Annotated in this window: 15 protein-coding genes; 7 read left to right on the forward strand and 8 right to left on the reverse strand. The window is 43.1% G+C overall.

Annotated elements, in window-relative coordinates:
- Positions 1–23 precede the first annotated feature (23 nt).
- From M472_RS44700 to M472_RS40390, 8 genes are all read right to left on the reverse strand, one after another.
- A complete protein-coding gene (locus tag M472_RS44700; RefSeq protein ID WP_021071716.1) occupies positions 24–1,412 on the reverse strand; it encodes a thioredoxin family protein in 1,389 nt (462 codons plus the stop codon).
- Positions 1,413–1,421: 9 nt separating this feature from the next.
- Positions 1,422–2,582, reverse strand: a complete 1,161-nt coding sequence (locus M472_RS40365) for a TlpA disulfide reductase family protein (protein ID WP_021071717.1) — start codon at positions 2,580–2,582, stop codon at positions 1,422–1,424.
- Positions 2,583–2,586: 4 nt separating this feature from the next.
- Complete coding sequence (locus M472_RS40370) at positions 2,587–3,720, reverse strand: TlpA disulfide reductase family protein (protein WP_021071718.1); 1,134 nt, start codon at positions 3,718–3,720, stop codon at positions 2,587–2,589.
- A gap of 12 nt (positions 3,721–3,732) precedes the next feature.
- Positions 3,733–5,196 carry a RagB/SusD family nutrient uptake outer membrane protein gene (locus tag M472_RS40375; RefSeq protein ID WP_021071719.1) on the reverse strand — a complete coding sequence of 488 codons (1,464 nt, stop codon included), beginning with the start codon at positions 5,194–5,196 and terminating at the stop codon, positions 3,733–3,735.
- 16 nt (positions 5,197–5,212) lie between these two features.
- Positions 5,213–8,812 carry a SusC/RagA family TonB-linked outer membrane protein gene (locus tag M472_RS40380; protein WP_158499937.1) on the reverse strand — a complete coding sequence of 1,200 codons (3,600 nt, stop codon included), beginning with the start codon at positions 8,810–8,812 and terminating at the stop codon, positions 5,213–5,215.
- A 217-nt stretch (positions 8,813–9,029) separates the two neighbouring features.
- Complete coding sequence (locus M472_RS0123070) at positions 9,030–10,217, reverse strand: FecR family protein (protein WP_021071721.1); 1,188 nt, start codon at positions 10,215–10,217, stop codon at positions 9,030–9,032.
- Between the two features lie 77 nt (positions 10,218–10,294).
- On the reverse strand, positions 10,295–10,891 hold the full coding sequence (locus tag M472_RS40385; RefSeq protein ID WP_021071722.1) for an RNA polymerase sigma factor: 597 nt from the start codon (positions 10,889–10,891) through the stop codon (positions 10,295–10,297).
- 208 nt (positions 10,892–11,099) lie between these two features.
- Positions 11,100–12,209, reverse strand: a complete 1,110-nt coding sequence (locus M472_RS40390; RefSeq protein ID WP_021071723.1) for an NAD(P)-dependent alcohol dehydrogenase — start codon at positions 12,207–12,209, stop codon at positions 11,100–11,102.
- A gap of 102 nt (positions 12,210–12,311) precedes the next feature.
- Between M472_RS40390 and M472_RS40395 the strand changes: the two genes are divergently transcribed.
- The 7 genes from M472_RS40395 (at position 12,312) to M472_RS40420 (ending at position 22,784) form a co-directional block, all read left to right on the forward strand.
- Positions 12,312–12,875 (forward strand): RNA polymerase sigma factor, encoded by a 564-nt coding sequence (locus M472_RS40395; protein ID WP_031301954.1) that lies wholly within the window; start codon positions 12,312–12,314, stop codon positions 12,873–12,875.
- Between the two features lie 73 nt (positions 12,876–12,948).
- Positions 12,949–14,070 carry a FecR family protein gene (locus tag M472_RS44705; RefSeq protein ID WP_021071725.1) on the forward strand — a complete coding sequence of 374 codons (1,122 nt, stop codon included), beginning with the start codon at positions 12,949–12,951 and terminating at the stop codon, positions 14,068–14,070.
- Between the two features lie 35 nt (positions 14,071–14,105).
- The gene (locus M472_RS40400) at positions 14,106–17,591 is read left to right on the forward strand and encodes a SusC/RagA family TonB-linked outer membrane protein (protein ID WP_021071726.1); all 3,486 of its coding nucleotides are present in this window, start codon (positions 14,106–14,108) and stop codon (positions 17,589–17,591) included.
- 9 nt (positions 17,592–17,600) lie between these two features.
- Complete coding sequence (locus tag M472_RS40405) at positions 17,601–19,019, forward strand: RagB/SusD family nutrient uptake outer membrane protein (protein WP_021071727.1); 1,419 nt, start codon at positions 17,601–17,603, stop codon at positions 19,017–19,019.
- An 11-nt stretch (positions 19,020–19,030) separates the two neighbouring features.
- Entirely contained in the window at positions 19,031–19,846 is an 816-nt protein-coding gene (locus M472_RS40410; protein WP_021071728.1) for a DUF4843 domain-containing protein, read from the forward strand.
- Positions 19,847–19,850: 4 nt separating this feature from the next.
- Positions 19,851–21,431, forward strand: a complete 1,581-nt coding sequence (locus M472_RS40415) for a PKD-like family lipoprotein (protein WP_021071729.1) — start codon at positions 19,851–19,853, stop codon at positions 21,429–21,431.
- Between the two features lie 12 nt (positions 21,432–21,443).
- The gene (locus M472_RS40420) at positions 21,444–22,784 is read left to right on the forward strand and encodes a TlpA family protein disulfide reductase (RefSeq protein WP_021071730.1); all 1,341 of its coding nucleotides are present in this window, start codon (positions 21,444–21,446) and stop codon (positions 22,782–22,784) included.
- Positions 22,785–22,900: the final 116 nt, after the last annotated feature.

Below are 22,900 nucleotides of genomic sequence, written 5' to 3' on the forward strand. Positions count from 1 at the left end.
CGGTGGGGTTGTCCTTTATAAGTTTACTTCCAAAGACTGCGGGGAGCTTCGCCTTTGCGTATCGATGATAGGGATGCCTCGAGGCGATTTTTTACCTCTTCTGCTCCGGCTAGAAAGCTGTCCTGGCATGCTATTTCCATTTGTTTAACGGCTTCGGTCTGGTTCCCGTTCTTCAACAACAAGCCCGCGTATACTGCGGCCGATGAAAAGTGAGGGAAATAGGAGTTGGCTTGCCTGGCCCATTCTGTAGCCCGTTTTAACATTTTTGGATCCTCCGATTGATGGTAGATATATTCGGCAGCATCACGAAGACTATACGATAGATTTCCCATCTCTTGATTCCGCATTAGCCTTTTCATCATGGTATAATTGGGGTCGGTCAGGGAATCTGCTTTTCCTTCCACGTAAGGCTTCATAAATTCCTCAAAAGCCTTTTTATCCGACTCTATTTTTTTGGGGACATCGGTTTTCATCAATCCGTTGTCCACGTAGTCAATCGCTGCTGTAGCGAGCTTTTCCACCTGATTTGTGCCGTTGTAGTATTTCATGACGACTCCTTTGGCAGTAGCTGTCTGTTCGGCATCATTGACATCCGATGCTTTTAGTAGCTTACGGTAAGATGTGATCATGACGGGCAGCTGGTCTTCTCTTTCCTGTACGATGATATTTTTCTGGAAGTAGTTGTTGATTCCGGTCTCCAATATACCCAGAGCGTATTTTACAAGATCCAAAGAATCCAATTTCTCCCGGTTGTCATAGAGATAGTTGAACCCATGTCCGCCTGGAACAATCTGGACGGTAGGGTCTGCGAAATAGATCGCCCCAAGTATTTCCTTGTCCATAAGTTGTGTCGGAGACAGCTTGGGTACGAGTTCTTCAATAATCTCGGGCGAGGCTAGTTTTGATAGGGCGCGCTTTTTCATATAGCCGATCAGAAACTCGGTATCTCTGTTGCCTTTTTCATATTCTTCCTGCCATACGACCAATGGCTTGGGATCGTTTTTTTCCTGCAGTGCTATATTTGCTTCCTTCAGAAAGGGAACGGCAGGCATATAGCCTGATGTACGGTATACCAGCTTTCCATCCCCATCTATAAATAAATAAGTGGGATAGGAGCGTACACCATATTGCTTGGCGATGTCGATGCCTTCTCCCTTTTCGGCGTCAATCTTGTAGTTGACAAAGGAAGTGTTGAACAGATTGCCGACACTTTCTAGGGGAAATGTTTCGGCGGCCATCAGTTTACAGGGACCGCACCAGCTGGTGTATACATCGATGAATATCAATTTGTCCGCTGTTTTTGCTTTGGTCAAGATCTCGTTCCAGGTTCCTTCTACAAATTGTATACCCTGCTGTGCACACGCTGCGAATGCTATCACGGCCATGGTCAGGGTTAATGTTAATCTCTTCATCTATTTTTTTTAAAAGCCAAATATTTCTTTAATTTTTTCGTCAAATTGTGCAGACTCACCTACATAACGAGCGATGATCTTACCTTCCTGATCTAAAAGGATCTTGGTCGGGAAGGCCGTAATGCCATAAGCTTTGACAGCATCAAACTGTGCTATGCCTTCATTGTTGAGTACCTGTATCCAAGTCATCTGATCGTCGGCGATGGCTTTTTTCCAGATGCGTTTGTTGTCTTCGAGACTGCTACGTTGTTCGTGTGCTATGCCTACGATTTCTAGTCCGTGGCTCTGGTACTTGCTATATAACTCACGCAGATGGGGATGTGAATCACGGCATGGTCCGCACCAGCTTCCCCAAAAATCTAATAGCACATATTTGCCTTTTAGCGTCTCCAGATTGACGGGTTGGCCGTTGACATCTACCTTCTGTAGAGCTATGGCCTGTCTGCCGATAGCTGTGGCCTCCATACTGGCTATCTTGCTCTGGATAGCCAGTGCATAGTTGCTGTTTTTGTGTTGCTGGTCTAATGCGTTAAATTGTGTCTTCAGATCATCGAGTGAAAGGTCATTGATCAGGGTCGATAAAAAGTACATGCTCACCAGGGAGTGCGGGTGGGCTTTTATAAAGTTTTTTTGAAGGGCTAGGTTTTTCTCGGAATTCGCTTGGCTGATGCTCGTTGCTTCTTTGAAAACGGATGAGTCCTTGGATACCGCAAATGTTTCATAGGCTTTCTTCAGACCGGACCAATTCTGATCCTCGATCAGATTCTGTTGTTCCTTGATGGAAGCCCATTCCTTGTTCTCTTTTCCTCCTTTTACCTTAGCCATATGTACCTGGTCGACCGTTCCGGTAACCTCAATAGTGGTATTGGAAAGGAAAAAACTGAGAGAAGGGCCAGGGATAAATCCCATATCGGACTGTATTATTGAAGCCGGATTACCGCGGTAGCCCAGGCTGGCCAGTACAGGCTCCTCTACTTTTCCTTTGAATACGGCCCAGCCATTTTCGATGACATAGCTCGTGTCGATGGTATAGTCATCTCCGGAAGGAAAAGCCAAATACATGGTGTATTTCTTAGGATTGTCTATTTTGACTTTTACCGTATAGGAATCCTGTGCTTGGACGGATAAAAATCCTCCTAAGATTGTAATTATTGTGAGTAGGTATCGCATAGTATTACTTGTTTAAAAGTTCGGATAAACGTTCTATTAATTCTTCTCCACGAAGGTTTTTTGCAATGATGATACCGTTAGCGTCCAGTAAATAATTCTGTGGAACGGCATGTACACCATAGGTTGTAGCGACTTCATTTTTCCATCCTTTCAGATCACTGACATGAAGCCAGGGAAGGCCATCATCATGGATGGCTTTGAGCCACGCGTCTTTTTTGCTATCTAAAGAGACGCCCAGTATCTCGAAGTTTTTGTTTTTAAACTCGTCATAGGCCTTGACTAGATGGGGATTCTCGCCACGGCACGGTCCGCACCAGGAAGCCCAAAAATCAACGAGAACATATTTGCCTTTTAATGAAGACAGCGTTATTTTATGGCCATCAGCTGTCTCCTGACTAAAGTCTATCGCTGGTTGTCCGATATCCAGTAATTTGGCCAGCTTGAGTTGTTCGGCCGCCACTTTAGCTTGATCGGTATTGCGCAGTCTTTCGCTCAAACCGTTGAACAGGGGCTCAAAGGTCTTAGGATTGATCATGCCCAAATGGGACATGACCATATCGAAGCTTACATAAGAGTCGGGGTGCGACTTGATAAACTTATCATCGACTTTATTCATCTCTACGCGAATAGCCCGAAGTTGTGGGAAGAGTTCATTTTGTCCCTTTTCATCATTTGTCTCGAACAGTTCGCGCATCTTGGCGCTGAGGGGAGCCATCTGTTCCTGAAATGGTTTGAGCTGCTGTTGAAGCGCTAGATAATCGCTTTGGGTAGCTCCACCAGTAATCTGGGCCGTTTTCATCTTATCGACTCCTTTAACTGAGACCTTTCCCCCTTCTAAATAGAACTCCTGATTGTCTATTGCTGCCATCTCGTCCATGGTAGAAGGTTGGATCTTTTCTCCGACTTCTTTTAGCCTAAGGCCTGCTTTGACCGGTTGTGTGACGGTGCCCTGTAGGGAGAAAAGTCCTTTTTTGACAACAGCCGAATCCAAAATGTCCTGCCCATCTTGCGTATAGCTGAGCAGTATTATTTTTTGATCTGTTGCAGGACTTAACTTGCCTTGAATCTTAAATTGCTGCGCCTGTGCTGCGGATATCAATCCGAAGCACAGGGTTATGTATTTTAAGGTGTTATTCATCGTATCTATTTTTTAAGGATTATTGACGGTACCGGGATTAGCATCCATGACAATATCGGGGATGCGCAATGTAAGCCTCTCTGGCCTAAGTGGGAAGGTGTGAACCAAATCTCCAGACTCGGATAATACCTGATGGACGTGTTTTTGATCGGAGAATAGAGGATCTACAGAAAGACGACGCATATCGAACCATCTGTATCCCTGTAGTGCAAACTCTCGAATGCGCTCTTCTATGATATACTTTGTTAACGCCACTTGATCGGTTATATGGACCATAGCGTCATCTTCTTTCATACGGCTTTTGCGGAGTGTCTCCAAGTCTTCTGTTGCTCCATTTACATCTCCAGTTCGAGCGCGACATTCTGCCCGCATCAGAAAAAGATCAGGAAGCGTAATACCGATATGAATGTAGGGGAAACCTATTTTTCGCTTTACGCCAGGTGTTCCGATAGGATCTCCTCCAGACATCAGATCGCTATAAAGCTTTAACCGCTCATCTGAATTGTTAGGGGTTTTGAATAAATCCAGCGTTTCTTTTGATAAAACAAAGCTGTTGTCAAAGTAGCTGTAGGAGCTTAATATCGATTTGTAAAAAAGTACTTCTTGATTGCGGGGCTCATTATCTGGACCGACTATATCTTGCATAGGACTGAGCTGTGAATCATAGCCCCATTCGCCATTTTCTGCTAACATGGATTTGTAATCGAACAGTGCTAATGTATAATTCTTGGGCATATGTTCGAAAGCATTTTCAAACTGAACCAGGGCTAGATCATATTTGCCCATAAACCAGTATGTTTTTCCCAATAGGGCCTCCGCAGCACTTTTTGAAACACGCATGCGGCTTCCCTTGGATTCGGGAAGATGCATAATGGCTGTAGTCAGATCATTAATGATGAAGTCATATACCTTTTGAACGGACGAACGCTCAAAGTGATCGACTGTAACATCCGACTCTGTGATAATAAAATATCCCAAGTCCTTATCTGCGGTATTGGCATTATAAGGCTGACCGTAGTAGTTGATCAGATAAAGGTATATCCAAGCCCGATTGGTGAGTGCTTCGGCATGAAGGGAGAGTTTCTGTTGCTCCGTTCCTCCCTCGGAATCCATGACTTCGTTGATGATCTTATTGTAAGAATATAGCATTTTAAGAAACTCTGCCGATTCAGCGGGATTGGCCGTGGATAGGTATATGTTGTCAGCATATTGAAAGAGTAACTTAGCCTCTGGAGACCAAATGTTAGAATAATAGGGTTCTACAGAAACGATTTCGTCTCCTAATACAATTTGAGGGTAGTCAAAATTGATGAAATAGGACGCATTATTGAGTAGTAGATTGTAATCGTCTGTATTTTTAGCAATGAGTTTTCCTCTGGGATCGACCTCCAAGAAGCTCTTTTTACAGGCGACATTTAGCAGAATAACTGAGGCTACGATTGCTAATAAACATGCTTTTATATTGATATTTTTCATTTTCGTAAAGATTAGGCTAAAAAGAAATACTTGCTCCAAGAGTTACTGTGCCTTGATTGATTGGGGTTTTGCGGTATCCACCTTGGTATATTCCTAAAATTGTGGCAGAACCATCCCAACCTCCATAGGCATCTAAAAATTCGGGATCAATACCTACCGAGTTTGCTTTCCAGAGCATAATGTTGGATACCTGCAAACGTAAAGTAACTGCTTGCGTCCGTAATTTGTCTGTGATTGGTGTCGGTAGTTTATATCCTAAAGTGATGTCACGCAGTTTGATATAGGATGCGTTCAGTACATTTCGATCGGCATTGGTGTAGTAACTCATATTACCACGAGCCAATGAGGTAGAAGAGGTTGTGTATGCAGGGATATCCGTTATCAATTCATCCCCTGGTTTTTTCCATCTGTCAGAAAATTCTGCATTGACGTTTCCAGTGAACATTGCAAAGTAACCTTGATTGGCAACGAGGCCACGTCCGCCGAAAAGGGTGTTTACATCTCGTCTCATAACATGACCGAGGTTGTAAACAATGTTGGCCGCTAGGGACAGATTGCGATAGGTAAAACGGTTGGTCAATCCCCCGGACCATACTGGTTGGAATGTACCCATGTACCGCATGTCATCTACTGTTGTGACGCTACGTTGTTTGGTGATGGAACCGTCCTGCAAATAGATCTGTGGATCTCCAACTTGATCTAGGCCTGCATAATGATAAGAAAATACCGCAAATGCTGGATATCCTTCGACATAAGGATTTGATATCAATTGATCTCCTCTTGTGATCGGGCGTTCCCGATTAATCTTGGTAAGCTTGTTGCTATTATAGCCTAAATTCAGCAAAGTGCTCCAACTGAAGTCTTTATGGGAGATGTTGACTGTTGTGAGGTTAATGTCTAAACCTTTGTTGGTCAGGTTGCCCGCATTACCTGTAATAGTAGAGAATCCGGTCAGTGGATTTACAAACATAGGGGCGATTAGATTTTGGGTATGTTTGTCATAGACATCCACGCTTCCACTTATCCGATTGTTCAATAGAGAAAAATCAATTCCAAAGTTGAAGGTCTTAGTCGTCTCCCAGGTGAGTTTTTTATTGGCAGGCATTGCCAGTTCCAATCCGACTCCCTCTGGATAAACTACAGCGTTGCCGGCATAAAGTGTTGCTAGGATGTCTTGTGATGCTGCTTCTCCTGGATTTGGAGAATTACCAGTTAATCCAAAGCTGGTTCGCAGTCCCAACTGGTTTAGCCAATTAAACTGTTCCATAAATCGCTCTTTTCCGATCTGCCACCCTAGACCGACACTCCATAATGGTTTGTTTTGTGCTGATTTATCCTTCCCGAATAAATTAGACTGGTCAATTCTAGACGCGAGGTTAATGGTATACCTATTGTCGAAAGTATAGCCTGAATTGGCGTAGTAGGATGTAATTCGTACGAGGCTTTCCCCCTCTGTATAAAAATCGGGAGTCAATCTGCTTGTACCATCGGAGCTTGTGGGCATCACTACATTGTTGACACCGGTAGATAACAACTTGTAGTCTAAGTAATCTACGGTCATCAATTGATTGTTATACCCCCTTACTACGGAACGGTTGGTATTGTAGAGCTGTTCTTGAGCCTCTTGACCGGCCAATAGGATAAGACTGTGCTTGCCTTCAAGCCAGGTGTTGTCATAGACAAACTGGTTTCTGACGGTCCAATTCTTTTGACTTCCAAAAGAGTTGGTATGTCTTCCTCCCTTATTAGAAATATAAGGGGCTGAACCATCCAGTGGCGTAAAGGATACTAATTCAGAGCGTACATCATAGTTGTCCTGGGTTAGATCATTGATAGTCTTTGACTGCATTTTGCTCAGACTGAATACACCTTCATATCTCAGCCCCTTCAGTAGGTTGACGGTTACTCCACTATTTATTTTAGCTGTCCAGATGTTGTTGGAGGTGTTTCCTGTATTTATTTCGTCGAGTGGCGCATATCCCAGACTGGTACCGCTGAGTTGTTCGTAGTTTTTTCGGTTTTTTTCATCTCGGTAGAGCCAAGAAAGATCAGCACTGCTACCGTCTGCATTTTTATATAAAACATAGGGCAAAAACGCAGCTGTGGGCTGTATTGCATTGCTCAGTACAATGTCTTTGTTGCTGATATCAGTAATCAAGTGCAATTGAAGCCACTTATTAAAGGTATAGCTCTGATTTAGATTGATACTGTAGTTTTTATTCTTGTCGCCAATTTTGCTACTCTTATTATCAATGTAGGCTCCTGAACCATAATAGTTGTAACGCTCTGTACCTCCAGAAAGTGAAATATTGTGATTCATCAACACTGCATTGCGGTAAAAAAGGTCTTTCGCTTGTGCTATACCGTTCTGATTGGCAAGTGCCTCGAGTTTGGCATCTACTTGTTCCTGGGATAGATTCTCAAGGTTGTATAGGATTGTTTCATGAGGCATGATAGGGGCCAATCCTCCGCTTTGAGGCCTGGATATAGAGGCGTAATTGTTGAGCACTGGATCGAACACGTCTTTGGCCGCTTGTATAAATGCTCTGCTATCGAGTGTATTGAGTTTTTCGATTTGGGGTTTTCCCTGAAAATTGATAAAACCGTTGTAATTTACTTGGATGGCCTCCTTGTTCTTTCCTTTTTTTGTAGTGATTACGATGACACCATTGGCGGCTTTACTGCCCCAGATTGAGGCTGCTGTTGCATCTTTTAGGACGGTGATGTCTTCTACATCATTTGGATTGATGGCGCTTATATCGCTAGAGGGTACTCCGTTTAGCACGATTAGTGGCTCGCGGCTCGAGTTTAAGGTGTTGAGGCCACGTATCATAATCGAGTTGCCGCTGCTGCTGCTACCAACAGGCCCGTTAGTAGGACTAGAGGAGTTATTGATAACTAAGCCTGGAATGAGCCCGTCTAGACGCTGGATGATATCTATTGTACCGGATCTTTCCATTAACACTTTCATATCGGGCTTGGCATACGACCCTGCACTGCGTTCTTTGGATATTTTTTGATAACCAGTATTGACGACAGCCACAGCATCAAGGCTCTCAATTCTGTTTTTCAGTACGACGATAATACCAGGGCCATATTTTTCAATGGATTTGATTTCATGATAGTAGCCTAATAGCCTGCAGTTGAGCCGATCGCCAATAGCCGCTTCTATACGAAATCCCCCTTTGTTGTCGGTTTGTGTTCCTTTGTTTTGTCCCTCGATGACGATGGTCACGCCCACTAGTGGATTGCCTTTTTCATCCCTGACGGTACCGATGACAATACCTTGCTGACGACCATCGGTTAAAGTTGCTTTTCGGCTTTCTTTGCCTCGCACGGTGACGATCTTGTCCGTAATGCTGTAAGACAGTTGGTGGGAGCTCAATAGATGATCGAGCGTTTCTTCTAAGCTTTTGTTCTGGATATTTAGATTTAAGGGGCCTACACTTTTGATCAAAGATTCGTCATAGACGAAATCATAACCTGTTTGCTTTTTGATCTCTCCAAAAGTACGCTCGAGCGAAATACGGTCGGCACGCAAGGACACCCGTTGTGCGAGTGTGACAGCATGGAGCTGGAAAGTGCCTATAAGCAAGAGAATTGTGGATAGTTTCATAATTCGGATAGCTCTCCTAATAGAGGCATGGGAGTCCCTTCCCCCGTATTTTGTGATAAAAAATTTATACATTTGAATGGGATAATTAGTTAGTAAATTGTGTCTTCAATTTTTTTCTGTATTCCTGTTTAGCCCCGGAGGTGTTACGAGCACTTCCGGTTTTTTTTGGAAAACGTGTCTAGGTTATGGGCTTCTCTGTTTTTTCATCATTAGGTGTTTATTTGACTAGTATAGTTTTTCCATCAAACTCAAATTTGACGCTATGGGTCGATTCCATAGCTTTAAGTACGCTGGATAGGTTGTTTTTTCTAGAGATATTTCCTCCGATTTTTAGGTGTATAGGGGCATTGTCGGCGTATTCAATCTCTACGTCATACCAGCGGGCCAGTTGGCGCATCGTGGTCTTGAGGCTCTGCCCTCTAAAAATAAAGTCATTGTTTTTCCAGGCCATTACAGCATCGGTATCTATTTCACGGATCTGTACGCCCTGGGGGGTCAGCACGGACTGTGTACCCGGTGAAAGCTTGACGGATTGTTGACTATGAAGCGATGTGACTTGTACTGATCCTTCGAGGAGTGTCGTCTTGATATTGGACTCGTCTGCATAGGTATTGATATTAAAATGTGTGCCCAATACCTGTACTACCTGCTCTTTGCTGATAACCTTAAAGGGTTTGTCCGGATTTTTTGCCACTTCAAAATATCCTTCACCATCTAATTCTACAATTCGTTCTTTATTGGGGAAAGCAGTTGGATAGCGTAACGTAGAGGCGGCATTGAGCCATACTTTGGTGCCATCAGCCAATGTGATGCGGTATTGACCGCCACGAGGAATGCTGATGGTATTTAGGCGGGTGTTGGAAGTGACCTCAGCTACACTGGGACCGTCCTTGTATTTTACCTCATTGCCAGTGATGGTGATCCCTTCCTCACTTTCTTTCAGTTCAATGAGCTGCCCATCGGCCAATGTCAATACTGCGCGTGAGCGCCCTGGTTCTTGATCAGCCTTAAGCAGTGAAGTTTCGTTGACATTTCTATCACGTTCGGGAGCTGATAGCCAATATTGGGACAGGCCCCAACTGGCGACGATAAACACAGCCGCTGCTGCGGCCCAACGTACAATTGATAGGCGCTTACGGAATAGGGGCGTAGTATCTTCCTCGATGGTAACCGGTGCCAGGTGACCGTGGATACGAGTGTCGATGCGGGTTAAAATATCTTGCTCTATGGTCGATGCTTCGGAAGTATCTTCTCCCGAATCGCTTAGAGTGTCATCGATCAGCTGACGTAAGTCGTTTTCAGAGGCATTGCCAAAATAGTCGAATAGTTCATCCGTCTCTTTTTCGGATGCCCTTCGGCGCATATACCTATTGAATAGGGCTCGGATATGGTGGTTCTTTTCCAATGTTAGCTTTTATAAAATTTAGGGTCTATAATGCTATTACGTTTTGAAAAAGAAGAATCACTACATCGGGTGAAAAATTATTTTAAAATCGTTGAACATATTCCTGTGATGAGGATAAGGTGCTGGTGCTTGGTCATAAAATCCTGAATCTTTTTGGAAGCTCTGGTCATGTGGGTACTGATGGTGTGTACTGAGATGCCCAACAATAAGGATACTTCTTTATAGGATTTTCCGTCAAGTTTACAGAGGGTATAAATCTGTCGTTGCTGTTCAGATAGATTGTCTATGGCTTGATTCAGGATGTTTTGTGTTTCTTTTAAAAATAAAGCCTCGTCCGTAGGATTGTGGTCTTGTACTACAAACTGTCGTATTTCGTTTTGTAGGCGTTCGTCCCGTGCAATCTTACGGTAAAAATCATAGAGGATATGTTGTGCAATACGGTAGAGGTAGGATTTGAAGGATTGCTCGGGGTCGATCAGTTCTCTCTTGTCCCATATCCGGACGAATGCATCCTGTGTTAGTTCCTCGGCGAGGGACTCGATTTGTACCATCTTGAGCAATTTGCGGTAGATGGGCAGTTTGAAGGTGTCGTAAAAATAAATAAAGGCGCGCTGGTCCCCGTTTCGAAGTCGGTGTAGGTAGTCTAATTCGCTATTGTTGTCCAGCAGGTTCATTTATCCGATTTAAAAATGCTAAAGAAGGCTAATTATATACACTTGAACATAATATGTAGAATGGTCAGCTCGTGAATAAGCAAATATAACACCTGCTGTGATAAAACCAAAGGAGGGGATAAAAGTAAGGTATGGGTTGTGAAATTAAAAGCGCCTGCATCCAAAAGTCGATAATGATTTTGGACGCAGGCGCTTTCTTCCGTCAATACTAGCCTTTGTAATCGCCAATGAGAAGGACGGGCTTTATAGTTTTACCTGTCTCTGAATCTTCTATGGCCTGATTGATATCTTCGAAAGCATAGGTCTTGATCAATTTGTCAAATGGAAATTGACCATTCATATACATATCGACCAATCGTGGAATAAAGACATTGGGTACGCTGTCTCCTTCTACAATGCCGATGATCTGTAAGCCTGTAGCTACGAAACTGTTCATCTCTAGTTCAAGTGGTCGTTTTGCAACACCGACTATTCCCATTTTTCCGTGCGAGGCTAATGTAGCTAGTGAGTTTTGGATGACTTCAGGAATACCTGTGGTATCAAAACCATAGTCAAAACCTTTGGGGGCAATCTCCTTAAGTCGAGTTGTGACATCTTCTTTTTTGCTGTTGATGGTATGGGTAGCTCCAAGTTTGGTGGCGAAGGCTAGTCGCTCTTCGTTGATGTCGACCGCTACAATAGTTCCTGCAGATACTGCTTTAGCAGCCAGCAGGCCTGCGAGGCCAACCGCTCCTGTACCGGATATAATAATCGACTCACCAGCAGTAACTGCGAGTGAATTGAGGACGGCTCCTGAACCGGTCTGTATGCCGCAGCCCAAGGGGCCTAGTAGTTCCAGAGGAGCGTCTTTACGGACTTTAATCACATTGTTTTTATGAGCAATGGAATAGGTCGCAAAAGAGGATTGGGAGAAGAAATTGTCCTGTATTCCCTTGCCATTTTGGTGATGACTGTGAGATCCGTCCATGCGGCTGCCCCCAAAATTAAGAGGAAGGAAATTTTCACAGTAGGCAGGTAGTCCACGCTGACATTTGCCACAATCGCCACAGTAACCAAAGGTCAGCACGACATGGTCGCCGACTTGTAGGTGGTGTACGTTCTCGCCGACTTGCTCGATGATACCCGAGCCTTCATGTCCCAGTACAACGGGAAATGTAGGTGTACCCATAAGTTGGTCGCGTGCTGCCATATCGGTGTGGCAGGTCCCTGATGCGATAATTCTGACGAGTACCTCATCGCTCTTGGGAGCATCGAGTTGTATTTTTTCGAGATCGAAAGATCCTCCTTTTTGCTTGACAACTGCTGCTGTTATTTCCATAGTTGCTTGTATTTTAATGATGTTATAACTAATAAACAGAAAGGAGGTAGAGATTGTTTGGTGGTGGTTTCTTATCTTTGTGGTTATCTATTCGGTTTTGATATGGCTAAAGCAATTGTTGACCCTTCTTGGATTGATAGGTTGGCGGCTGGTGATCAGCAGGCTTTTGCCGATTTTTATGAACACTACTGGCAACCGGTATATAACAAAGTATATCGCAAAATCCAACAGGTCGAGGCCACAGAGGATATCGTACATGATTTGTTCCTGAGTATCTGGAAAAATAGAAGCCGAATTCATGAGGTACTGAATATGTCCGCTTATTTAATGAGCGGGGCTCGATATTTAACGTTCAAGTACCTCGATAAAGAAAAAAAGAAGTATGTAGAGATTGATAATATGGAGCAGGTATTGCCTGAGCCTCCCCTAGAAGATAGGCTTCACTACCGGTATATTCTGGATCTTATCCACGAAGAGATTGAGAATTTGCCTGAAAAGTGTAAACTTATATTTAAAGAAAGTCGATTCAACCACAAAACAATTGATGAAATTGCTGTGGAATATGGATTGTCTAAGAGTACTGTTGAAAATCAAATCAACAAAGCGATAAAAAGAATCCGTCTGAAAACCAGAGGGTTTTATACATTTCTCCATTTTTACGTATAAATTTTACTTTCCACGTAGGTGCTTGTCTTATTTGAGGTCACTATAAATGTAAGTAACCCGAAAAATAAGTTATATGCCGCTTTCTGAAAAAAATAAAAATATATTCAAGGCTTACTTTAAAGGATTTGAAAGTAAAGAAGAATGGTCTGACCTGAGCAGTTGGTTTGATGCTGAGGAGGAGGGGCTGTCTGCAGATCCTGTGCAACAAGAGCAGAGCGGATCAAGGATACGCTCGCGGTTGTTGGCTAATATTGAAAAGGACAAATCTCCGCTAAGAAGGATGTATATGCGACCGGCAATGCAGGTTGCTGCGGGTATAGCCGTCGTGTTTTCTGCTGCTTGGGGCTACTTGCACTATACAACCAACTATGTCTTCAGGGAACTGGATGGTGGTACAATAGCACAGATTAAACCTATAAAAGACTCCGTTAAGCTGACTTTCGAAGATGGCAAAGTGGTGTTTCTATCTACGGATAGCGGTGTGAATCAAGCGGTGGGCGAGGCACAACGTATTGTCGATGGAGAACTTATCTATAATAGCTCGTCCGATAGAATCGTAAATAACGTTGTAAGTACACCCAAAGGAAACATATTTAGGATAAGTCTGCCCGATGGTACTAAAGTGTGGATGAATGCAAAAAGTGTGCTTTCATTTCCTTCGAGATTTGTGGGGGAAGAACGACAGGTGCATTTACAAGGGGAGGCCTATTTTGAAGTCGCTAAAGATGATAAGCAGCCTTTTGTGGTGACTTTTGCCGATCAAAAGGTGAGGGTGCTGGGTACGCACTTTAACATATCAGCGTATGATGCTGCGGTGCAGCGTACCACGTTGATGGAAGGGCGTGTGCAGGTTGAGAAAGGCAGTGAGACTGTGTCCTTATTGCCCAATGAGCAGGTCGTAGCTTTAGGGAGTAAGATGGTAAAGAAATCGGTCGAAGCAGCAGAATATATGGCTTGGAAGGATGGTTCTTTTGTGTTTCATAATGCTACTCCTAATGAAATCATGCAGCAATTGGCGCTTTGGTATGACCTGCAGATCAAGTCTGATGAATCTGGAGCCAAAGAGCGATTCAGTGGTAAAATAAGTAAAGAAATGGATCTCGCTAAAGTATTGGAAGTATTGGCAGTAGCGGATATCCATTTTAAGATCTCAGAAAACAAGCTGAAACATAAAGAGATCGAACGTCGTAAATAATCATTTTTAATCACATAATTAACTTAACTAACCTAATGCAAGAGTACAGTGAAGCTCGCCCAATAGAATTGGGGCCGGGAGAGATCCTCGCAGCAATGCCGGTCAAAAAAGCACGAGCACAAGCAGAATTTTTAGGTGATAGCACGAAGTTGTCTGTAAGAAAGAGCAGTTGGAAGATACGTCTTTCTGTTGTGCTGCTATCGACGACCTTGTTGCAGTTGCCTATGTCTATCCATGCACAAAAAATTACATTGGAATTGAAGGACGCATCTATTAAGCAGATATTCCAACAGATGGAAAAGCAATCTGGTTATAGTTTTTTCTATAAGGATGTGGATGTTGCCAATTTCAAGAAAAGAGGAGTGTCTTTTAGCAATACCAATTTGAACCAGGTCTTGGAATCCATATTGAGACCGTATGGATTGGATTACGAGATTGTGAATAAAACGGTCGTTATCAAAAAGATGGTTGCTTCAGGAGAGAGAAATAAGGCTTCTGTAAATACTGCTCAGGCGCAGCAGTACCGAGGGCAGATCTTGAATGAGCAAGGCAAGGGTATGCCAGGGGTAAACGTGCGCCTGAAATCGAAACCATCGGTAGCGGTAACTACACAGAAAGACGGCTCCTTTGTATTGCCAGGAGGAGAGGCCGGTGAAATACTGGTCGTGTCTTATCTCGGCTATGAGACACGTGAAGTGATATTGGAAGGTGCGGATAAACTGGTGCGTATTACGTTAAAGAGTAAAGAAAATGAGGTCGAGGAGGTCATCATCACAGGAATGATGGAACGTCGGAAGGAGACCTTTACAGGAGCTACTTCATCTTTTAATGGTGAAGAACTCAAGGCGGTGTCTAATACCAATGTATTGCAATCCTTGAAGACATTGGATCCTTCATTTTTGATCATGGAGAATAATCTTGCCGGAGGAAACCCTAATGCGTTACCTACTATCGAGCTCCGTGGCCAGACTAGTATTTCGACAGAAGGACTGCGTGATGAGTTTTCGTCGGATCCGAACCAGCCTTTATTTATATTAGATGGTTTTGAGACTTCACTGAAAGCTATTGTGGATCTGGACATCAACCGTATCGCTTCGGTGACGTTATTGAAGGATGCCGCCTCTACTGCCGCATACGGTTCCCGTGCCTCTAACGGAGTGGTGGTTATCGAGACGATTAGACCTAAAGCTGGTGAGCTGATTTTCAATTATACGACGGATGGGAATATACAGTTTCCTGATCTATCAGGGTATAATATGATGAATGCTACGGAGAAAATCGAATTTGAACGTCTCTCCGGAAGATTTACAAGGCATTATCGTAATGATAGCTGGGAAAAACAGGAGAAGCTGGACTCGTTGTACTCATTTTATCAGAAGGAGCTAGCCCGTGGGGTAAATACCTACTGGCTGAATGAACCGTTGCAGACTAGTTTTTCGCAACGGCACTCGTTGATGGTGAGTGGGGGAGAGAATGCGCTGACCTATTCTATAGGTGGGGATTATAAATATTATAACGGCGTGATGAAAGGTTCGGGGGGTAAGAACTGGGGCGCCCGTCTGAATCTTGGTTACCGTGCAGGAAAGGTAAACATTATCAATCAGCTCTATCTGAGTGGTTTCGAAAGTGAGGAGTCTTCGTACGGTGAATTCTCCACTTGGGTCAATACGAATCCTTATTACGAGAAAAAAGATGCTTCCGTACGGTATCTTGCAGAACTTAAACAATATGAAACCACGGAAACAACATATATCCATAATCCGTTGTACGCCACTACACTGAGTAATTTTGATCGGTCTAGGAATTTCGATCTGACCAATAACTTTAAGGCGATCTACCAGCTAAACAATGATCTAAGGTTGGAGTCGTCGATACAAGTCAAAAAATTCAATACGAAGTCGGAAAGATTTCTTTCGCCATTGGATTTGAGTTTTGATAAGACAGCTATATTGGAACGTGGAACACTGCGTTCAAGAAATAGAGAGTCTTTTGGTTATACGGCCAATGTGGGAGCGCAGTATGGAAAGACATTTGGAAAGCATTTGGTCAATGCTGTGTTACGGTTTGAAGTGAGTGATCTGGATAATACGAGTGCAGGTTTCTTGGCTGTAGGATTTCCGACCAATAGTAACGGTAATCCGAGATTTGCTTACGGATATGCGCCTAATGGTAGACCAGAAGCTTCATCGAGCGTCAGTCGCAGGAATTCTATTGTGAGTTCTTTCAACTATTCGTACGATAGACGTTATAATGCCGATCTATCGCTGACCTATGATGGCTCGACTTCCTTCGGAACGAATAATGTGTACTCACCTTTCTTTTCGGCAGGACTGAGCTGGAACCTGAACCAAGAGGAGTTTCTAAAAGAACTGACATGGGTCGATTTATTGCGTCTGCGAGCGAATATAGGTCTTACTGGAAATCAAAGCTTTGCCAGCTATACTTCAATCAGTACCTACGATTATTACAAAGATTATAATTATTCGGGGCAGGGATTGTATTTGTCTTCATTAGGTAATCCAAACCTGCAATGGCAGAGTACGAGACAGACAAGTGTAGGACTTGATGCTAACTTGTTCAATAATAGGGTTTCGGTACAGGTTAACGCTTACCGGAAGTTTACGGATCCGCTTGTTGTCGGTATTACCTTGCCACCTTCAACAGCATTGTCCAACTATCCTATAAATGCGGGAGCATTGACTGTAGACGGTTTGGAACTTATTACGCGATATTCGCCGATCTATAGACCTTCAGAGCGTGTGGTATGGACTTTAGGGCTTACTTCTTCGACGGTAAAACAAACCTATTCCGGATTCAGAAGTGTGTTGGAGACGTTGAATAGAAGCCTGCGTGATAGCCGTACCTTGATGAAATATCGCGATGGCGGATCACCCAATGATATATGGGCTGTGCCTTCCTTGGGGATAGATCCAGCTACAGGAAACGAAGTTTTTAGAAAGAAGGACGGTTCTTATACCTTCCAGTATGATTGGGAAGATGAGGTCGTTGCGGCCAATTCTGCACCTAAATTTCAGGGAATATTGAGCAGTAATTTTTCGTTCAAAGGATTTACCATGGGAGTCAATTTTAGGTATATCCTTAACCAAGGAGCCTTTAACTCGGCACTGTTCAATAAAGTAGAAAATATCAACTGGAGCGATATGGTGAATAGCAATCAGGATAGACGTGCGCTTTATTCGCGGTGGAAAGAGATGGGAGATATTGCGGAGTTTAGAAAAATCCAGTTAAATGATTGGGATGAATCAACATCAAACGTAGACCAGTCGACCCAACCATCTTCGCGTTTTGTGCAAAAGGAAAACACACTTTCATTGGAGTCTGCAAGCGTAGGGTATGAGTTGCGTAATCGAGCATGGATGCAATCTGCACGATTGAGCAACCTCCGGTTTACAGGTTATGTGAATGAGATTTTTAGACTGTCTACGGTAAAAAGAGAGCGCGGTATCAGTTACCCATTTGCCCGTACAGTGTCGTTCAGTTTGTCGGCAAACTTTCAATAATAGAATATTATGAAACTAAAGAATATTAAACTAATCATTGCGTGCTCTATAGGGCTGGCTTTTAGTTCTTGTACCAAATGGCTAAATGTACAGCCAGAGGATCGATTCTCCGAAGAGCAGGTTTTTTCGACGGCACAGGGATTTGAAGAGACGCTGAATGGCGTGTATATCAAATTATCGTCAAACAACCTCTATGGGGATAATCTTACCTTGACTATTCCAGATATATTGGCGCAGTTGTACATGACCAACAGTGCTGCCACACATGCATTGGCCGCTTTAGGTCGCTATGAGTATGGAGAAACCAAGGTGGTCAAACCTCGTATAAAAGCGATTTGGGGGGATGCTTATGTTGCTATCGCTAATATCAACAAATTGATAGAGGCCATAGATACCAAAGGGGAGGCGGTACTGCAGCACGATCGGCTCCATACCATGAAAGGAGAGCTGTTGGGCCTGCGGGCATTTCTACATTTTGATATGTTGCGTCTGTATGGGCCGGTGTATGATAGCGCCGATTCGACACTCCATGCTATCCCTTATTACCGAGCGACAAATGTAGAAGTGCAGCCATTGTCTCCAGCGAATAAGGTGATAGATATGGTGCTAATGGATCTCAATGAAGCATTGTCTCTAATGAAGGATGATCCTGTGAAGAGTTTAGGTTATAAGGAGCAGAACAACCACCGTTTCAACTATTATGCGGTGTTGGGAACAAAAGCGCGGGCGCTATTGTATAGAAAAGATAAGGTGGGGGCACATCAGGCTGCCAAAGAAGTCGTCGAGCAATCTGATCTATTTCCATGGATAAAAGGGGCCAAAATCACGGCAGATGCAAAAAATCCAGACCGGATATTCCATACGGAGCTTCTTTTTGCAGCCTATTCAAATGACCTGTACAACAACTACAATGAGTACTTCTATTATGAACAGGGGGATAATATTTTGGCTGGAGGACCTCATAAATTCATAAATAGAGTCTTTGAGGAAAAAACAGCGGATTACCGTTATACTTATTTGTGGAAAACTCCTCCAGCGATAGTAGGGCACGAGGTATTTTTTAAGTACAGTGATATCGCGGATAAACGCGTGGGGGTAGAACAACAACGTAACCTGATTCCTCTCATCCGATTGAGTGAAATGTACTATATCTTGGCCGAAACGGACCCCACACCGGCAACAGGACTTGCTTATTTGAATAAAGTGCTGAATGCTAGAGGGCTGACTGCACTCACAACGACGACAAATCTGGATAATGAAATTCTGAAAGAATATCGAAAAGAGTTTTATGGAGAAGGGCAGTTGTGGTACTACTATAAGCGGAAAAAAATAGAGACAGTACTTTCTTCACTGACTACGGGTAACAGTAATATACCGAATACCGCTTGGGTAGTCCCAATTCCAGAAGAAGAATTAGCTAATCGATAACCTGACATATTATGAATAAAATAAAATTTTTGTATGTAGTATTTGCTGCCATTATTTTTTACTCTTGTAAGGAACAGTCGCTCGACGTGTTTGATGAAAGTGAAAATGGAGCGTCTATTTATTTTACAGAACTATATAGAACGGGGGCTAATACAATACCCTTAGATAGTCTAAGCATTAAGTTTGGCTTTATGCCTGTGGGAGTCACTTCTGCAATAGATAGTATATCCGTATCGGTCGCAGGGCCGACACATAGGGCAGATCGGGAATTCAAAATAAAAATTGATCCCGAGGGAACGCTGAAGGAAAATATACATTATCAGATATTGACAGATCGTTTGATAATTCCTGCCGGAAAAAACAAAGGTATCATCAAGCTTAAGGTGCTGAAAGCCGAGGAAATGAAACTCGCTCCGCTCTCGACTGCTTTTGAACTCGTTCCGAATGAAAATTTTAATACCAATATTGCTTATCGCTGGAGAGATAATCTACAGAAAAAGACATCGGTGTTAAAATTTCGCGTTGTAGCGGACAATAGATTTGATAAACCGTACTTATGGATTGCGAAGAAAGTTCAGGTTGAAGGGTATTTGGGAGAATACTCCGGCGCAAAAGTGAACCTTATCGTCGAACTGTTTGACGAAGACCTAGAGCACTTTATTAACCCACAATATGTTGCTGATAAGTATTTTACTGTAGCTAAGTTGTCGTTTTGGGGCTCATATATGTCCTATTGGCTAGCGAAAGAAGCTTCCGAAGGGCGTGTTCATCGAGATGAAAATGGTAAGGAAATAACAATGGGACCTAGCAATAATAACTCAAATTAGAAAAATGAAAACAGTTGCAAAATATATAGCATTATTGGCTCTTGTTGTTGTATTTGTAGGATGCAAAAAAGATTTGGGCAATTATGAATACACGACTATAGATAGTCTCTTTATAACAAACCTTGAAGAGCTGTACATCGCTAAAACAGCTACTAATCCACAGATTGAACCTGTAATCAAGTTGTCTTCGGGTAGGGAAGTGAATACGGACGATTATACTTATAGATGGACGGCATATCAGGTAGGAATGAACAAAGAACCTGTTATTCTAGGAGAACATGTTAATCTAGATGAAGCGATACCCTTGGGCTTCGGTACATATACGGTGTATTATACCGTTAAAGAAAAGAAAAGCAATATTAGCTGGACAAAAAAGTTTAAGATGCAGATTACAGCAGGATATAACGGCGGATGGATGATCTTGGCGGAAGATAATGGTAAATCGAGGATTGACTTCTTTGAGTACGATCATGCTACAGGTACCTATCCTAAGGCACATCGTAATTTTCAGGAAAATATTAAGGACCTTTCCGGTAAGCAGATTAATCTAGAGGGTAAACCAAAGTTTATTACAACTTGGAATAACCAAACTGAGGCCAGTGGAACAGGGGCTAAGTATATGGTGTATATCGGAACTGACCAACGCACGGAAAAGATTAACCTGACTGATGGCTTTATCTGGAATGAACAATACGCGTTCAAATTTGAGACAGCAAGGCCATCTGAGTTTGAAACTATCGATGCGATACGACCGACAGAACCCTCTGCAGGTTATGTCGTAAAAGGAAGTGATGTATATATTAAAAATCCAACATTTCAATGGTCGGTAGGTACTCCAGTTAATAGGCTATCGGATGGGAAGCATATAAAGGTATCTTCTTCTGTTGCTGTTTATCCTGGTTTTCTTATGGGGTGCCTTATGTATGACATAGCTAATAAACGTTTCATAAGAAATGGTGACATGTTGCAAACAGCAAGCTCTCCATTGCCCTACAATGCGAACAATTCGGCATTCAATCCAAATAATGTGGGGATGGATCTGGTGTGGATGAACCAAACTGTAGCATTTGGCGGTCAGGCTTATGCGGTGCTGACCAAGGACAATAAGTTCTTTTTGGCTCGGATGACCAATACTGAAACTTTCGCCGCGCGGTTTTGGGATGAAATAACGCATATTCCAGGAATAGCGCAAGCAACACATTTTGAAGTGGATCAACGCTACGGCTACCTTCAATATGTGGTAGGAGGTAAAATATACCAATACGATCCAAGCGAGAAGACAACAACCTTGATGAAGGACTATGGTAATAGGCAGATTTCGACGTTCAAATACCTGCGTAGTATATATGTAACATACGCTACAGTGACCAACCCTAGAAATGAGAAAACCCATGGCAAGCGCTTCCTTCCTTCGACTATAGGCCTGGTGGTAGCTACGTTTGATCCATCACAGCCACAGGCTTCGGGTAAAGTGGATGTGTGGGAGGCGCCGCAATTTAATGGGGCATTCAAGAGCCTATTATCTTTTGATGGTTTTGGAAAGGTCGCTGATGTGACGGAAGCAGAAGTACCGCTAGGTTGGTAAAAAGAAGAAAGAATGAAGTATCTATATATCATTGCAATCTTGCTGTTGGGAATTACAACGCTGCGTGCCCAAAAAGCAACGAATATTAATGGTGTGACCGAGGTCACACCGTTGAAAGAAATTAGTTTATTTAAGGTGTATAATGGCCGATTGGTCGAAATCGCAACTGCTATGCCGAATAGTCAGGGGGCTTTTGCTTTTCGCTTTATTCCTGAGTATGAGGGCTTGTATCTCGTGGGGACGGGTTCTACACAAGGGCAGCAGGGATTGAGCCGTTTTTATGTAAAAGGGGGCGAGTCCTTAAGCTTTAGACTGACTAAAGGGGGATACGAGTTAATGGGAAAGAATACGAAAGAGAATCAGACTTTATACACTTGGGATAAACAGGTTGCCAACTTTAAAGAGAAAGGGACTAACCTGGGTGGAATGAGTACGTATGTGGACTTCTTTCCCGAAGTAGAGGCTTTTAAAAATGAGGTTGTTAAAATCGGGAGGTCGGCGAGAACCGGAAATTCGAAATTTGACACCTTCTTTCGGACTTTGGTGGATTTTGATTTCGCTTATTATGCGATTTCTTATCTCTACATGCCTCGATCGACACATCCTGCCAAAGAGGAAATGAGTGATTATTATAAACGACTCGATATCGACGCCTATCTGAAAGATGAGTTGTTACTACTGCCGTATGGCGATCGTTTTATGAGCATTTTGGTGTACCAAAAAGTAGATTTAGCAAGTAAACCGCCTTTCGGAAAACAGGTGGAGGCTATACATTCGGATATACTGAAAGGACAATTTGTGCTGAACCGTTTGGAAGGAGCCCGTTCGTACAGTGATTTTCTGACAATGTATGAGCGGTATGAAAGCTACTTTACATTGGCGGAACAAAAAGAACGTGCGGCCGCAGTGGGGGCTAAGCTCGTGGAAACTAAGGTGGGAGTACCTGCATTTAAGTTTGTTTTCCAGGATTTAGAAGGAAAAGATGTCGCACTTGAGGATATGAAAGGAAAGGTGGTATTGGTAGATATGTGGGCGACTTGGTGTGGCCCTTGTCGTGGAGAAGAGCCATATTGGGAACAACTGAATGACTTGTTTAAAGACAAAGAGGTGGCCTTTGTAAGTGTTTCAACAGACAAAGACAAACCCAAATGGGAAGCGTATGTCAAGGAGAAAAAGCTTAAGGGAATACAGTTGCATGCAGGGCCGAATAATGGTCTTTCTAACGCATATAAAGTAACTAGTATTCCTCGTTATATCTTGATAGATAAGGAGGGTAATTTGATTACGGCAGACAGCCCTAGGCCATCTGATCCGAAGTTGAAGATACTCTTGGAGGAGTGGTTGAAAAAATAGAAAATCAGTATAAATAGTGTTTAGTTTGTGCAGAGGGCTGCTTGAAAGAGTAGTCCTCTTTTTGTAAGGCATACTATTGTTCTATAGGTAAATCTCTTCTTTTTTTCTAACTTAGT

Origin of the sequence: Sphingobacterium paucimobilis HER1398 (genome assembly GCF_000416985.1) — a bacterium.
Lineage (GTDB): Bacteria > Bacteroidota > Bacteroidia > Sphingobacteriales > Sphingobacteriaceae > Sphingobacterium > Sphingobacterium paucimobilis.